13 protein-coding genes are annotated in these 15,243 nt (G+C 74.9%); 9 read left to right on the forward strand and 4 right to left on the reverse strand.

Annotated elements, in window-relative coordinates:
* Positions 1-10: 10 nt before the first annotated feature.
* Positions 11-1,123: a winged helix DNA-binding domain-containing protein gene (locus Q5530_RS30505; protein WP_415366280.1), complete on the reverse strand. Its 1,113-nt coding sequence runs from the start codon at positions 1,121-1,123 to the stop codon at positions 11-13.
* 214 nt (positions 1,124-1,337) lie between these two features.
* Here Q5530_RS30505 and Q5530_RS30510 point away from each other — a divergent pair, with 214 nt between their 5' ends.
* From Q5530_RS30510 to Q5530_RS30535, 6 genes are all read left to right on the forward strand, one after another.
* The gene (locus tag Q5530_RS30510; protein WP_415366281.1) at positions 1,338-1,919 is read left to right on the forward strand and encodes a hypothetical protein; all 582 of its coding nucleotides are present in this window, start codon (positions 1,338-1,340) and stop codon (positions 1,917-1,919) included.
* A gap of 170 nt (positions 1,920-2,089) precedes the next feature.
* Complete coding sequence (locus Q5530_RS30515; RefSeq protein ID WP_415366282.1) at positions 2,090-3,079, forward strand: BtrH N-terminal domain-containing protein; 990 nt, start codon at positions 2,090-2,092, stop codon at positions 3,077-3,079.
* Positions 3,076-4,380, forward strand: coding sequence for a DegT/DnrJ/EryC1/StrS family aminotransferase (locus tag Q5530_RS30520; protein WP_415366283.1), 1,305 nt, complete (start codon positions 3,076-3,078; stop codon positions 4,378-4,380). Before Q5530_RS30515 ends, Q5530_RS30520 begins: the two co-directional genes overlap by 4 nt.
* A gap of 75 nt (positions 4,381-4,455) precedes the next feature.
* Entirely contained in the window at positions 4,456-4,743 is a 288-nt protein-coding gene (locus Q5530_RS30525; RefSeq protein ID WP_415366284.1) for a phosphopantetheine-binding protein, read from the forward strand.
* Position 4,744: 1 nt separating this feature from the next.
* On the forward strand, positions 4,745-6,019 hold the full coding sequence (locus tag Q5530_RS30530) for a cytochrome P450 (protein WP_415366285.1): 1,275 nt from the start codon (positions 4,745-4,747) through the stop codon (positions 6,017-6,019).
* Positions 6,016-6,780, forward strand: a complete 765-nt coding sequence (locus Q5530_RS30535) for a thioesterase II family protein (RefSeq protein ID WP_415366286.1) — start codon at positions 6,016-6,018, stop codon at positions 6,778-6,780. Before Q5530_RS30530 ends, Q5530_RS30535 begins: the two co-directional genes overlap by 4 nt.
* A 36-nt stretch (positions 6,781-6,816) precedes the next feature.
* On the opposite strand, the gene Q5530_RS30540 is transcribed toward Q5530_RS30535, so the two are convergent.
* Both Q5530_RS30540 and Q5530_RS30545 read right to left on the reverse strand, forming a co-directional pair.
* Positions 6,817-10,710, reverse strand: a complete 3,894-nt coding sequence (locus Q5530_RS30540; protein WP_415366349.1) for an SDR family NAD(P)-dependent oxidoreductase — start codon at positions 10,708-10,710, stop codon at positions 6,817-6,819.
* Positions 10,711-10,715: 5 nt separating this feature from the next.
* Entirely contained in the window at positions 10,716-11,477 is a 762-nt protein-coding gene (locus Q5530_RS30545; RefSeq protein ID WP_415366287.1) for a thioesterase II family protein, read from the reverse strand.
* Positions 11,478-11,725: 248 nt separating this feature from the next.
* On the opposite strand from Q5530_RS30545, the gene Q5530_RS30550 reads away from it, so the two are divergent.
* The 3 genes from Q5530_RS30550 to Q5530_RS30560 all read left to right on the forward strand — a co-directional run bounded on the left by Q5530_RS30550 (position 11,726) and on the right by Q5530_RS30560 (position 14,624).
* Positions 11,726-12,892 carry an acyl-CoA dehydrogenase family protein gene (locus Q5530_RS30550; protein WP_415366288.1) on the forward strand — a complete coding sequence of 389 codons (1,167 nt, stop codon included), beginning with the start codon at positions 11,726-11,728 and terminating at the stop codon, positions 12,890-12,892.
* An 18-nt stretch (positions 12,893-12,910) separates the two neighbouring features.
* Positions 12,911-13,933: an acyl-CoA dehydrogenase family protein gene (locus Q5530_RS30555; RefSeq protein WP_415366289.1), complete on the forward strand. Its 1,023-nt coding sequence runs from the start codon at positions 12,911-12,913 to the stop codon at positions 13,931-13,933.
* A gap of 121 nt (positions 13,934-14,054) precedes the next feature.
* The gene (locus tag Q5530_RS30560) at positions 14,055-14,624 is read left to right on the forward strand and encodes a GNAT family N-acetyltransferase (protein WP_415366290.1); all 570 of its coding nucleotides are present in this window, start codon (positions 14,055-14,057) and stop codon (positions 14,622-14,624) included.
* Between the two features lie 84 nt (positions 14,625-14,708).
* On the opposite strand, the gene Q5530_RS30565 is transcribed toward Q5530_RS30560, so the two are convergent.
* Positions 14,709-15,200, reverse strand: coding sequence for a hypothetical protein (locus Q5530_RS30565; protein WP_415366291.1), 492 nt, complete (start codon positions 15,198-15,200; stop codon positions 14,709-14,711).
* Between the last annotated feature and the right edge of the window lie 43 nt (positions 15,201-15,243).

Raw genomic sequence — 15,243 nt, forward strand, 5'->3', positions numbered from 1 at the left:
AACCGGACCGCTACGAGACCCGCACCTCCGGCACGCGGGTGCCGCGCGCCCTGGCGAGGTGCTCGACCTCCGCCCGCAGCGCACCCATCGCGGGCTTCCGCGCACCGGGGAACATCGACACCACCACCGCGTCGTCCACCTGCTCCCACACGCCCTTGATCCGCCCCCCGACCACCACGATCGGCGCGATCCACCCCGCCGCCCGGCTCACCTTCGCGCGGTGCTCGGGCGCGAGGACCTGCGGGTCGTTCGTACCCGGCCCCAGGACGTACTGGTCGAAGGCCCCCAGCAACCGCACCGACCTGCTCGGCTCCACACCGGCCAGCTCGTCCGCGTGCTCGGCCAGGACGTAAGCCTCCTGCCCCTCGACGTCGACCTTGGTCACCCGGTCGCCCAGGGCGGCGAACCACCCGCGCAGCGGCGTCTTCCTCAGCGCGCCCCGCATCAGCCAGGCGTTGAACGCGTCCGGGGTCGCCGGGCCGTACGCGCCCAGGTACGCCGCGATCGCGCGGGGCGCCGCCTCCTCCGGCTCGGGGAGCCCCCGCCACCCCGGGACCAGGTCGCCCGGCCGGGCGAAGGTGACCTTGGCGCCCTGGCTCGGGCCGTGGCAGAGCGCGCCCTGCCACGCCAGGGGCTTGAGGATCGCGCCCCAGCCGGACCGCAGCTGGGCCTCCATCTTGGCCAGCCCCCGGTCCGCCGCGACGGCGGTGACCAGCTCGTCGCGGGTGAGCACCCGACCGTCCAGGGCCGCCGAGACCGCGTCCACCAGCGCCTCGACCTCCGCCGGGGTGGCGCCGAACTCGCGCTGCCACGGCGGCGAGTGCCAGGTGCGGGCGGAGGCGATGACCGACAGGAAGTCCCCCGCCTCGTCGCCCTTGAGCAGGTGCAGGGTGCCGCGCATCGCCCAGGTCTTGAGCAGCACCCGGTCGGCGAGGCCGCCCTCGATGTCCTCGGGCCTGGGCTCCGCCTGGCGCAGCAGCGCGGTCAGCGCCGCGGAGGACTTCACCTGGGCCTGCACGCCGCACAACCGGCTGACGACCGCCACGCCGTCGGCGTCGGTCCGCGGCTCCAGGAACTGCCTCCGCAGGCGCCAGGCCCGGACCTGGTCCCAGGTGATCGTCACACGCCCTCCCTCGTCCCGCGACCCACCACGATTCCGGCCCGCCCAGGATAGCGAATTGCGACCGGCGCCCTCACCGCGCATTTCCGATCCCGACGCCGTGGACATCCGGCGCCACCGGTCGAATACTGACCCACATCGAAGAGGGGCCGCCCGGAGATCCGCACGAGCGCATTTTCGCGCACATCAGACCACCCGACCAGAAAAGAGTCAAGCAGTGACGCGACACGTACCCGCGGAAGTGGAGCGCACGCACACCACGACCCCGGTCGACCTCACACCGCACCTGAACAACACCGCGTTCACGACCCGGTCGGACCCGCACGCCGGCCGGCTGAACGTGTGGGGCAACAGCCTGCCCGCCGACAGCGCACCGGACCACGTCCTGCCGGCCGGCGGCATCCCGTTCGTGCTGCCGGGCCGCGGCGCGGGACCGGACAACGTCCGCTGCGGCGGCCAGCTGGTGCGGCTGCCGCCGGTCCAGGCGGACTGGCTGCACCTGCTGGCCACCTCCGAGCGCAGGTGCGAGGAGGTCGCGATGGTCCACTACGCCTCGGGCGCGGTGGACCCCGAGTGGCTGCGGGTCTCCGACTTCTGGCCCGCGCACGCCCACTTCGGCGAGGTGGAGGCGCTGCGCTCGACCGCGATGCACTACCCGCACCACCGCCAGGAGAACCTGGGCGGGCAGCTGTGGGCGGTGCGCGTCCCGGTGACCCGGCGGGAACCGGTGCACGCCCTGCGGCTGCCCGACAACCCCGCGCTGCACGTGTTCGCGATCACCGCGGAGACGGTCCGCTGAGGTCCGGGGGAAACGAAACCGGGCGGCCCGGAAATGTCCAACCGCCCGTTTCGGGCAGTTGAACAACGCCGGGGCGCGCTTGCCCACCCGGGCGGGCCCTGCCTAGCATCAGAAATCCGAAATCCGGCCGACACCACCGAAAATCCGTCGCCTTTCTCCGGGGGAATTCGATGACCACCACCGCGGCCGTCTCCTTCCTCCCCTGGTACGACGACCTGTGCAGCTGCCTCCAGGTGGACGTGGGCCTGGTGCTGGAGCACGCCGGGTGGGACCCCGTGCAGGCGCTCGGCAGCGGGTGGCGGTTCACCGCGCCCACCGGCCCCGTCGAATCGGTCGAGTACTTCCACCCGGCGGGCGACCGGCTCGGCGACCACTTCTGCCTCAACCACCCGGTGACGCTGCGCTGGCACAGCCCGACGGACGGGGAGCGGGCGCACCGGGACCTCGTCGCGGCGCTGGACGAGGACGTGTGCCCCGTCGTCGCGGTGAACAACTACCACCTGCCGTTCCGGCCCGCCTACCACGACGTGCACGCGGCCCACCTCGTCGTGGTGACCGGCTACGACGAGCGCGCGGGCACCTACCGGGTGGTCGACCCGATGCCGCCCGCCTTCCGCGGCGAGCTCGACCGCGCCGTGCTGGCCGAGGCGCGCAGTTCGATCAGCCTCCACGACGACAGCGACCCGTTCTTCGCGGGCGACCCACCCGCCTGGCGGTGGCTGGAGGTCCGGCGGGACGGGCCGCAGCCCGAGCTCGACCCGGCGTGGCTGCGGGAGGTCGTGCGCGACAACGTGGCGGCGATGCGCGATCCCGCGCAGGGCCCCGCGCTCCTGGCGCGCGTGCTGGAGGAGCTGCCCGACCGGGTCCGCCGCGACGGCGACCGCGCCCTGCGCGAGCTCTACGTGCTCGGCTGGCCCGCGCAGGCCGAGGCGAGCCTGCACAGCACCTTCCTCACCCGGGCCGGCCTGCGCCTGGACCGGCCCGACGTGGTCGAGGCCGCGCGGTGGGTCGACCTGGTCGCGCACGGCTGGACCGGGCTGCGGGTCTCGGCCGCGCACGGCGGGGACGTGGCGCGGGTGACCGACCTGGGCGGCAGGCTGCTGGGGCACTGGGAGCAGTGCCTGCGGCGCCTGGAGACCCTGCTCAGGGGTGGGTCGTGAGCAGGCTGGCGATGCTCGGCGGGCCGCGCGCGGTGCCGGCCGGCGCGGACCACGACGCGGCGACGGCGTGGCCGGTCGTCACGCCGGCGGACGAGCGGGCGGTGCTGCGGGTGCTGCGCGGCGGCAGGCTGACGGCGTCCGCCGCCGGGGAGACCGAGGTCGCCGCGCTGGAGCGGGAGTGGGCCGGGCACGTCGGCGTCGCGCACTGCGTGGCCGTCGGCTCGGGGACCGCGGCGATCCAGGTCGCGCTCGCCGCCGCCGGGGTCGGCGCGGGTGACGAGGTCGTCGTCCCGGCCCTGACCATGAACGCGACCGCGCACGCCGTCCGGCAGTGCGGCGCCGAGCCGGTGTTCGCCGACATCGACGCCGACACCTTCACCCTGGCCCCCGACCGGGTGGCCGAGGCGCTGACCGACCGCACCGCGGCCCTGCTCCCCGTCCACCTGCACGGCCTGCCCGCCGACGTGGACGAGCTGGGCGGCGTGGCGGACGCGCGCGGCCTGGTCGTGGTCGAGGACGCGGCCCAGGCGCACGGCGCCGCCTACCGCGGCCGGCGGGCGGGCGCCCTCGGCCTGGCCGGCTGCTTCAGCCTGCACCCCAGCAAGAACCTGCCGACGTGCGGCGAGGGCGGCCTGATCACCACCGACTCGGACGAGCTGCGCCGGGCGGCGCTCGCGCTGCGCAACTTCGGCGAGCACGAGCCGGTGCGCACCCGGACCTACATCGCGCACGGACCGGGCGGGAACGCCCGGCTCGGCCCGGTGCAGGCGGCCTTCGCCCGCTCCCAGCTGGAGCGGTTCCCCTCCTGCGCCGAGGACCGGCACAAGGCCGTCACCGACCTGCTCACCCGCCTCGCGGCGCTGCCGGGGCTCCGGGTCCCGCACGTGCCCGCGGACCGCTCCCACGCGTGGCACATCATCCGGCTGCGCCTGGTGCCGGAGGAGCTGGGCCTCGGCGGGGTCGAGCCGGCCGCGGTCCGCGCGGCCCTGCACCGCGTGCTGCGGGCCGAGGGCGTCCCGGTGTCCCGGTACCAGGTGGCCCCGCTGCCCGCCCACCCCGCGTTCCGCCCGCCGGGCGCCGGCCTCGACGACGTCGCCGACCGGTTCCCGGTCAGCTGCCGGACCGTCGACGGCACCCTGTGCCTGCAACGGCGGCAGCTCAACCCCGCGGCGGGCCCGGTGCTCGCGGCCTACGCCGACGGGTTCGAGAAGGTCTGGGAGCACCTGGACGTGGTCCGCTCCGTGGCCGCGGCGAACCCCGGTCAGGGCTGGCGGGAGAGCTTCGCGGGCGGTGGGCGATGACCGCGACCCCCCTCTCCGACCGGCGCGACCGCGTCGGGCGTCAACCGATCCGCAAGTCGTAAGAGGTGGAACCGAATGCACTCAGCCTCAAGCACAGCCGCCCGCCGGGGAGACGGCGAGGAGGGCGCGAGCAAGCAGGTCGCGGAGTTCTACGGACGCGTGCTGGGCATCGACGACGTGGGCCCCGACGACGACTTCTTCGTGCTGGGCGGCACCTCGCTGTCGGCGATGGCGCTGCTCGACGCCATCGAGGAGGAGCTGGGCGTCCGCCTGCCCGTCCGCGTCCTGTACCGGGCCTCGGCGGTGTCCGAACTGGCCCGCGAGGTGGACACCCGGTTGACCGAACTCCGGCGGGGGGCGTGACGTGCGGATCACCCGGCCACCGTTCGCACCGCTGGAGCACGAGCCGGCCGACGTGCTCAGCTCGCGGTTCTACGCCGAAGGCGACCCGCACGCGCTGTGGGCGCACCTGCGCGAGCACGACCCCGCGCACCACTGCGACCCGGCCGACGGCCGCGAGCCGTTCTGGGTGATGACCCGGCACGAGGACGTCTCCCGGGTGCTGCGCGAGCACGAGACGTTCACGTCCCGGCGCGGGACCATGCTGTGCATCATCGACCTGAGCATGCCGGACTTCGCGTCCGACGAGATGATGCCCGACACCGACCCGCCCCGGCACCGGCAGCTCCGGGAGCCGGTGAACCGCGCGCTCACGCCCCGCGCGATCGCCGCGCAGGAGGAGCCGATCCGCCGGATCGTGCGCGAGATGCTGGAGCCCGCGCTCGACGGCGGGGTCTTCGACGTCGCGCGGGCGGCGCTGCTGTTCCCCATGGCGTTCACCGGGACGCTGATGGGCCTGCCGCGCGAGAACTGGCGGCGGATGTCGCACCTGACCACGATGACCATCGCCTACGACGACCCCGACTACTCCACCGGCGAGTCGAAGGCCACCCTCCGCCAGGCGCACCACGAGCTGTTCTCGTTCTTCCGCGACGAGGTGCGGCGGCGGCAGGCGACCGACCACGAGGCCGGTGACCTGATCGGCATCCTGCGGTCGATGGACTACGACGAGGCGCCGCTGACCGAGCAGCAGCTGATCCTGAACTGCTACGCGCTGCTGCTGGGCGCGAACGTCACCACCCCGCACGTGGCGTCCACGCTGGTGCAGAAGATGGCCGAGTTCCCCGGGCAGTACCGCGCGGCCCGCGAGTCGCCGGACCTGCGGCGCCCCCTGGTGCAGGAGGCGTTGCGCTGGGCCTCCCCCGCCAGCCACTTCATGCGGTACGCGCTGCGCGACGTCGAGCTGCACGGCAGGACCATCCGGGAGGGCGAGCCGGTGAGCGTGTGGCTGGGCTCGGCCAACCGGGACGAGCGGGTGTTCGAGCGGCCGTACGAGTTCGACGCGACCCGCAGGGTCAACAAGCACGTCGCGTTCGGGGTCGGGCCGCACTACTGCATCGGCGCCGGGCTGGCCAACCTCGGCCTGCGGATCTTCCTCGACGAGCTGCTGGAGTCGGTGGAGGCCGTTGAGCTCGCGGGCGAACCGGTCCACCTGGCGTCCAACCAGGTCGCCGGGTACAAGAGCATGCCGGTGCGGCTGACCGCGCGGGCCGGGGCCGCCCGGCGGTCGATCGCATGACCCGCCCGCGGCCGTTCCCGGCGGGCGTCGCGGCGGGCCCCTGGTTCGACGACCGGTTCCGCCTCGGCGACGCGACCGCGAGCCTCTACTGCTTCCCGTTCGCGGGCGGCACGTCGGCCTTCTACTCGTCCTGGGCGGGCGCCTTCACCGACGGGGTCGAGCTGGTGCCCGTCCAGCTCCCCGCGCGGGGCGTGCGGATGGCGGAGCCCCCGGCGACGGACCTCGGGAGCATGGCCGCCGAGGTCGCGGCGCGAATCGCGGCCTCGGCCACCCGGCCGCTGCTGTTCGGCCACAGCATGGGCGCGATCACCGCGTTCGAGGTGGCCAGGCGGTTGCGGGAGCTGGGCCGGCCCGCCGGGCACCTGTTCGTCAGCGGTCGCCCGGCCCCGCCCATCCCGCTGCCCCGGACGGTCGTGTCCGACCTGCCGCGCGCCGCGTTTCTCCGGGTGCTGCGCGACTACGGGGCCATCTCGGAGGAGATCCTCGGCCACGCCGAGCTGCTCGACGTGGTGCTGCCGATGATCCGGTCGGACTTCTCGCTGATCGAGCGGTACGAGTACGTCCCCGGCCCGCCGCTGGACTGCCCGATCCTCGGCTGGTGCGGGGACGACGACCCGGACGGCAGCGCCGAGGACATGCGGGGCTGGGGCGAGATGACCACCGGGGGCTTCACGCTGGTCGAGCGGCCCGGCGGGCACTTCTTCCTCACCGAGCACCGGGACGAGATCATCCGCGCGATCCGGTGGGCCGCGCGGGGCTGACACCCCGCGCGGCCCCTGGCCGTCACCCCCGAACCGTCACCCCTGGCCCACCGGCGTCGAGTCGATCGCGGCGGCCAGCTCGCGGACGGTCGGGTGCTCGTACAGCATCGGCACCGGCAGGGCCCGGCCGAAGCGCTCGCTCAGGGCGCCCGCCACCTGCATCGCCTTGATCGAGTCGCCGCCCAGGCCGAAGACCGAGTCGTCGCGGCCCACCCGCCCCCGCGCCAGGTGCTCGCCGAAGACGCCGGCCACCACGGCCTCGGTCGGCCCCTCCGGCGCGGCGTACCGCGACACCCGCCGCTCGCTGTCGCGGTGCGCCAGGATCCGGACCACGTCCGGCGCCCCGGCCGCGTCCCTCGAGATCCGCGGCAGCACCAGAACCTGCACCAGGTCGCCGTGCTCGGCCAGGGCGCCCGCCACGTCCGCGCGGACGGCCTCCGGGTCGGCCGACCCGTCGGGCACCACGGCCACCACGGTGCTGCCGCCCTCGAACTGGTCGGCCGCGAGGTGCGGCTTCACGTGGGTGTTGCGCGCGTCGGCGCCGATGAGGACGTACGGGTGGGGCTGGTTCAGCGCCGAGAGCAGCAGCGAGAGCCCCTCCGAGGGGTCGATCAGGCGCAGGCCGCGCCGCCGCGCCGCCGCGGCGAGCGGGCTGCCGGTGCTCATGCCCACGCCCTCCCACATGCTCCACGCGAGGCAGCGGACGTAGTGGCCGCGCGCCGCCCACCGGTGCGCGAAGCCGTCCAGCGCGGCGTTGGCCGCGGCGTAGGCGCCGAACGCGCTCCCGCCGAAGAACCCGTTGGCCGACGAGAACAGCACCACCGCGGTGCCGGGGCGGCGGTCGAGCAGCGACTCGACCGCCGCGCCGCCCGCGAGCTTGCAGTGCAGCATGGTCCGCAGCCACGGGACGGTCTCCCGGACCAGCTCGTGCGAGGCCAGGTCCGTCCACTGGGGAGCGGCCGACGCGCCCGCGACGTGGATCACCAGGTCCAGCGGCCGGCCCCACTCCTCCTCGGCCCCGGCCACCGCGGCCTCCAGGGCGGCGGCGTCGGCGACGTCCGCGGCGGCGTACCGCACGTCGCCGAGGTCGCGCAGGTCGGCCAGGACCGCGTCGGCGCCGGTCCGGGCGAGGTCCGCCCCGGGCGTGCGGCCGGTGACCAGCAGCCGGGCGCCCACGCTCGCGAGCAGGTACTCGGAGACGATCCGGCCCAGGCCGCCGAGACCGCCGACGACCAGGCAGGTGCCGCCCGGCCGCAGGACCTCCCGTGGGATGCCCAGCTCGTCGGCGCGGTCGACGAGCCGCAGGCGCGGCGCGTGACCGGTGCCCCGCCGGACGCCGACCAGGTCGGTGCCGTACCGCGCCAGCGCCAGCCGCGTGGTCTCCGCCTCGTCCGCGCCGGGCGGCACGTCGACCAGCCGGACGGCGCCCACGGTGCCTTCCGCGGCGGCGCTGCGGACGAGCGCGGTCAGCGCCGTGCGGCCCGCTTCGACCTCGTCGGCGGGGTCCACGCCGAGCGCGTGCCGGGTGAGGACCGTGACGTCGACGTCGGGGACCGCCCGGGACAGCGCGGCGAGGCCGACCACCAGACCCGCCACCGGGGCGTCGTGGTCCGCCGCGCGGGTGGCCGCGGCGCTGGAACCCACCGGTTGTGCAGTCACGTCGTGGTCCGCCGAGCCGGCGACCGCGCCGCTCTCCCAGGCGTGCACGACGCGGCCCGGCACGCCCAGGTCGCGGACCAGGTGCGCCAGCGCCCGGTCGTGCTGGGCGGGGTCGAGCGGGTCGACCTCCACCCGGCAGGGCCCGACGACCCGGAACGCCTCCCCCGGCGTGACGACCCCGACGCGCGCGTCGGGGAGCAGGCGGGCCAGGTGCTCGTCCAGCGCGCTGCCGGCGGGCGCGTAGAGCAGGACCGGGCGGTCGTCGACGACCGGCTCCGGGGTCCCGACGGGCTCCCAGGCGCGGCTGAGCACCCACTCCTCGTCCGCCGCGCCCCGGTCGGCGGTCCGGTCGTGCTCCCTGCCGTCGAACCGGCCGTCCCGGTAGGCGTCCAGGAGCAGGTTGCGCTGGATCTTGCCGCTGGCCGTCCGGGGGAACTCGGCCGCGGTCACGGGCACGATCGCCCTGGGCCGCATGGCCAGCTCGCGCGACACCGCCTGCCGGATGGCCGCCACCGTGCCGTCGAGGTCGCCGGTGGTGTCCTCGGCCGGGACGAAGAACACCAGCACCGCGTCGGTGCCGGTCTCCTCGTCGTGGACGCCGCACGCGGCCGCGCACGCCGGCCGCACCCCGGCGACCTGCTCCACCACGGCCTCGATGTCCGAGGCCGGGTAGTTGGCGCCGTTGACGATGACCAGGTCCTTCTCGCGGCCGGTGAGGGTCAGCCCGCCGTCGCGGAGGAAGGCGAGGTCGCCGGTGTCGAACCACCCGTCGCCGACGAAGCCCGCCCGGTTGGCCTCCTCGTTGCGGTAGTAGCCCAGCATCAGGGTGTTCCCGGCGACGTGCAGCCGCCCCACGCGCCCCTCGGGCAGGACCCGGCCGTCCTCGTCGACCACGCGCAGGGACACGCCGGGGATCGGCGGGCCGACCTCGGTGAGCACGACGGAGCGCGGGGTGCCGTGCGGGACCACGACCAGTTGCCCGTCCAGGGAACCGGGGTCCAGCGACACCGTGCCCACCCCCGGGTCCGCCGCGTGCATCCTGGTGTAGGTGACGCCGGAGCTCGTCTCCGACATGCCCCAGCCGGGTGTCATCGCGTCGGCGGGCAGGCCGTGGGGCGTCAGCAGTTCGAGGAACCGGTGCGCGGTGCGCGCCACCACCGCCTCGCCCGCGTTGAAGATGTGGCGCATGGTCGACAGGTCCCAGCTGCCCGCCCCGATCTCCGCGCTGTGCTTGTTCACCAGGGCGTAGGCGAAGTTGGGCGCCCAGCAGTTGGTGGTGCGGAACCGGTCGATCCAGTCCAGCAGCACCACCGGGCGCTGGATGAAGGTCTCGGTGGGCGCGTTGACGTGCTCGCACCGCAGCAGGACGTCCCGCGCGTTGGACATCACGATGCCGCCCACGTGGTCCAGCGGGAAGAAGTTGAGCGTGACCTCGTCCTCGGTGAAACCGTTGACCTGGGCGGAGGTGTAGCTGCGGGCGACGACCGAGCGGTTGGCGTGCCGCACGCACTTCGGCGTGCCGGTGCTGCCGGAGGTCAGCAGGTTGAGCACCGGCTGGTCGGGGTGCGTGGTGGCGGGCTCGGCGGGCACGTCCGCGGTCAGCTCGGCGAGCGAGGCGACCCGCAGCCGGTCCCCCACCCCCCACAGCGCGCCGAGACCGGCGACCCGGTCCCGCAGGCCCGTGTCGGTGAGGACCAGCGGCTGGTCGAGCAGCTGCCACGCGGCGTGCAGCTTGCGCGTGACCGCGTTGTCCGAGCGGTAGTCGGGCGCGGGGCCGACGGGGGTCGGCAGGACGCCGCCGAGCACGCACGCCCAGAAGCCGGTGACGAACGCGCGGGGGTCGGCGCACTGGAGCAGCACCGCGTCGCCCGGCCCCAGCCCGGCGGCGCGGAGCCCGGTGAGGGCGCGCAGGGCTTCGTCCAGCAGCTCCGCGTAGGTCTGCCGGTCCGTGCTCCCGTCGTGGGACACGTAGGTGGTGCCGCGACCGGGCACCAGTTCGGCGGCCCTGAGCAGGCCCTCCGCCAGCGTGCCCACCGCGTCCCGCGGGTACGTCGGTTCCGGTCCGGCGCTGAACGCCGGCCGGTCACCGGGCACCGGGGTGCCCGCGATCGGGGGCGCCTCGGCGGGCGGCCCGGCGGGCGCGGCGGAGGACCGCACCCGGCGGTCGGCGACCGCCACGGCCTCCCGCACCCCGCGCACCGCGCCGGCGAGCCGGCCGATCGCCGCCAGGTCCTGCCCCGGCGCCCTCGCTCCCGAGCCGTTGTCCACCATCGTGCTCACTCTCCCCACGTCGTCCGGGCGAGGACCCGGGCGGTGCTGTCCGCCAGGCGGTTGATGAAGTAGTGGTCGCCGTCGACCTCGTGGTGGTCCCACCCGCCCGTGGTGCGCTCCCGCCAGGGCGCGCAGAGCTCGGGGCCCACCACCGCGTCGTCCCGGCCGCGGAGGGTCGTCACCGGGCAGGGCAGCGCCCGGTCCCCGTGGCGGTGCTCGTAGCGCTCCCACAGCGTGAAGTCCGCCCGGATCACGGGCAGCAGGAACGACAGCAGCTCGGCGTTGGCCAGCACCGCGTCGGGCAGCCCGCCGCGGTGCCGCACCACCTCCAGCAGGTGGTCGTCCGGCAGCTCGTGCAGCGGCGGTCCGATCGGCGGCAGGTGCGGCGCGGGCTGGGCCGCGGCGATCAGCCGCCTCGGCCACGTCCCGAAGCGCTCCCCCATCTCCAGCGCGACCTCGTAGGCCAGCAGCGCGCCGGCGCAGTGCCCGTAGAGGACGTAGTCCCCCGCGCAGAAGGGGCGCAGCGCGATGGCGGCGGCCCGCACCAGGCGGCGGAGGTCCGCCGGCGGGTCCTCCCGCGACCGGTCCTCGCGGCCGGGCAGCTGGAGCGCCAGCACCTCGATCGAGTCGGGCAGCAGGTCCGCCAGCTCCCGGTACACCGACGCCCCGCCACCGCCGTACGGCACGCAGACCAGCCGCACCGCCGGGGCGTGCCGGGGCGAGCGCCGGACCCACGGCGAGTCGGCGGTGAACGCCGCGCGCGCCATCAGGGCGTCCCGGGCGAGTCGGCGGGACGGGACCGCGGCGGCGTCGCGCGGTCGGCGTCGCGCCGGGACCGCAGGGGCCTGTCCTCTTTCGGATCCATGATGTCTCCCGCGAAATTCGCGCACCATTCACCGCCGCGCGGAAAATATCCGCGCCGCGCAATGCGGAGTGTTTTTTCGGGCCTCTACCGGAAGTTCCCCGACCTCTGGCACAGTAGTGCGGACGCCGAACCTGGACAAGGATCACACCAATGGACTTCAGCGTACCCGGCAGCACCGCCGACTTCCGGCGGGAACTGAGCGCGACCCTCTCCTCCCCGGAGACCAGGCACCTGCTGAACGAGGTGCACCGCCGGGCAGACGGCATGGACGGGGACGTCCGCGACCTCTACCGACACCTGGGCCGGGCGGGTATCCTCGCGCCCTCCTGGCCGATCGGGCACGGCGGCCGGGGCGGTGACCACACCGAAACGGTCGTGCTGCTCGAAGAGTTGATCCGGCACGGCGTGCCGCAGAGCCTCTACTACATCTCGGTGCAGATCGTCGGATCGCTGATCCTGCAATCCGGCACCGCCGATCAAAAACGCGACCTGCTGCCGCGACTGGCTTCCGGCGACCTGACGGCGTGCATTCTTTTCACCGAACCGGAGCACGGTTCCGACCTGGCGAGCGTGACCACCCGCGCCGAACGGGAAAAGGACGGCCCGGGGTGGGTCCTGAACGGGCGGAAAACCTACAACCTCAAGAGCGCGTACGCCGACATCGGGCTGTGCGCGGTCCGGACCGACGAGGGCCACAGCCGCTACGAGGGCATCACGCTGTTCGTCGTCCCGATGGACGCGCCCGGGGTGTCCGTGCGCGGGCTCGCGAGCCTGGCCGACGAGCAGTTCCACGACATCCACCTGACCGACGTGCGGGTGGGGCCCGAGGCGGTCTTCGGCGACCCCGGCGGCGGGTGGTCGCTGATCACCCGCATGTTCGCCGCCGAGCGCAGCGGCCTGGACTACTACGTCCGGGCGCGGCACTGGCTGGAGCTGGCCGCGGCCGGGCTGGCCGAGCAGGGGCCGCCCACCGACGACGAGCTGGTGGGGTTGGCGCGCCACCGGGCGCGGCTGGACGCGAGCAGGCTCCTGGCCTGCCGCGCGATGCAGAACCTGGCCGAGGACCGCCCAGACATCAGCCACGCCTCGCTGGCCAAGTGGCACTGCAGCGAGACCGCGCAGGCGATCTCCTGGTGGTCGCTGGAGGCACTGGGCTCACCGGTGGTCGACCCGGACGCGGCGGCCGTCGGCCCCGCGCTGGAGGTCGCCTACCGCGAGGCCCCCGGCATGACGATCTCCGGCGGCGCCTCGGAGGTCCTGCTCGACATCATCACGGGCGCCAGGCTGCTGGACGACGTCGAGACGGGGAGCAGGTAGGACATCGTGGACCTCCGCATGGATCCGGTCCAGGCCCAGCTCGCGGACGCGGTCGACGCCGCGCTGGACCGGACCACCGACGTGCACGCCGAGCTCGCCGCGATCGGCGTGCCCGAACTGGGACTGCCCGAGCGGCTCGGCGGTTTCGGGCTCGGGCTCGGCGCCGACATCGTCGTCAACCACCGGCTCGGCCGGAACCTCCAACCGCTGCCCGCGCACCGCGAGACGGTGTTCGCGCTGGAGCTGCTGCCGGACTGGGCCGTTCCGGAGGCCGTGGTGGAGCAGGTGCTCAAGGGCTCCGCGCACGCGACGACCATCGGCGTGCACACCACGCCGACCCTGCGCGCCGACGACGAGGGGCGCGTCTGGGGCGACAGCGAGCACCTGCCGGCGGGCGACCTCGCCCTGGCGGTGCTGCGCGCGGTGGCCCCGGGCGGCGACACCCGCTGGTACCGGGCTTCCCTGCGGGAGCACACCTCGGTGGCGCGCGAGAGCGAACTGCTGGGCGTCGCCGGGCAGCGGGTGCACTTCACCGGCACCCCCGCCACCCCGGTCGAGGTGGACGACGGCCGGTGGCGCACCGCCCTGGACGCGGCCCGCACCCGGCAGGCGGCGGTGCTGCTCGGCCTCGCCGAACGCGCGCTCGACACCGCGCGCTCGCACGTCAACAAGCGCGTCCAGTTCGGCAAACCCCTGGTGCAGCTGCAAACCGTGGCGCACCGGCTCGCGCGACTGGTCGGCGAGGGGGACGGCTGGTGGCTGCTGCTGCACCAGGCGGCGTGGCGGCACGACAGCGGGGCCGACCGCGCCGCGGACGCAGCGCAGGTGCTGGCGACCGCCACCGAGCACGCGCTGCGGTCGACCCGGTTGGCGTTGCAGCTGCACGGGGTCCGGGGGATGCTCGCGCACTCCACCGCGGCCACCGCCTACCGGCTGGCCTCGGTCGAGGCGACCCGGATGGGCAAGGTGGGCCGGCTGTGGCGGGAGGCGGGCGCGGCCCACCTCGCCGCGGCGCAGGCGGCTCCGGGCCTCGGGGAGTGACCTCGCGGCAGCGCGGGCGAGGGGCGTCCGGGACCGGTGCGCGACAACGGGTCCGGGCGCCCTCCCCCGTCGTCCCTCACTCTTCTAGGTGAGGTCGGGCCGGGGTTGTACGGTTCCGCGCGTGAGCTTATCGATCCGACCGGCCACGTCCTTCGCCGACGTCTCCGCGGTGCTGGGCCCCAAGAAGCCGGACGCCACCGTGTGCTGGTGCCTGAGCCACCGCGTCGACGCCAAGACCAACAAGGCGCTGGTCGGTCCGGAGCGCGGCGAGTACGTCAGGAAGCTGACCAAGCGCAAGGTCGCGCCAGGCGTCCTCGCCTACGACGGCGACGAGGTCGTGGGCTGGGCGGCGGTCGCGCCGCGCGCGGACCTGCCGTTCGCGCGGTCGCGCAAGATCCCGCACGTCGACGACCTGCCGGCCTGGTCGGTGTGGTGCTTCCGGGTCCGCCCCGGGCACCGCGGGCGCGGCATCGCCCACGCGCTGCTGGAGGGCGCCGTCGACTTCGCCCGGGAGCACGGCGCGCCGGTGCTGGAGGGCTACCCCGTGGACAACCGGGGCGACAAGGTGGACCTCGTGCTCGCCTACGTCGGCACCCGCACGCTGTTCGAGTCGGCCGGGTTCACCTTCGCCGGCGACACCACGGCCTCGTCCGGCGGCTTCCCGCGCGTGATCATGCGCCGGGAGCCCTGACCCCCCACCCGACACGCCGGCGGGGGTGTTCAACTGCGCGAGGACACGCGGTTGAACACCCCCGCCGGCGGGGGTGGCCGGTCCTCAGCCGGCGCGGCGGGCCTCCAGGAACCCGGTGACGCCCCGGCCGAGCGCCATCACCAGGACGACCGCGGGCAGGATCGCGAAGAAGATCGAGATCGCGATGTCGATCGGGATCAGGTTGCTGGTGATCAGGTAGTACACGATGATCCCGATCTCCACGGCCGCGCCGACGACCAGCGCGGTCCGGCCCCTCCCGGCGAGCAGCCGCGCCCCGCCCACGAGCAGCAGGACGATGCCGACGACCTGGGCGACCGCGCCGATCCACGCGGTGGTGGTCGTGCCGCCGTCGATGACGTCGGCCCTGGCGGCGGCGTCGCCGAGGAGCCCGGAGATCACGCTCCACGTGCTCAGCGCCGAGAACAGCGCCTGGGCGAACGCGAGAACCGCGGTCGCGGTGACGATGCGCGGCCGGGCGACCGGCGCGCTCGACGCGGGTGCGGGCACCGATCTCAGTTCACGGGAATCCGGCTGCCGGCTGTACGACTGGGTCATCACTGCTCCTCAAGGTGTCTCCGCGCGGCGGAACGGGTGGTGC

The sequence above is a fragment of the Saccharothrix sp. BKS2 genome, from assembly GCF_047689505.1.
Lineage (GTDB): Bacteria > Actinomycetota > Actinomycetes > Mycobacteriales > Pseudonocardiaceae > Actinosynnema > Actinosynnema lopnurensis.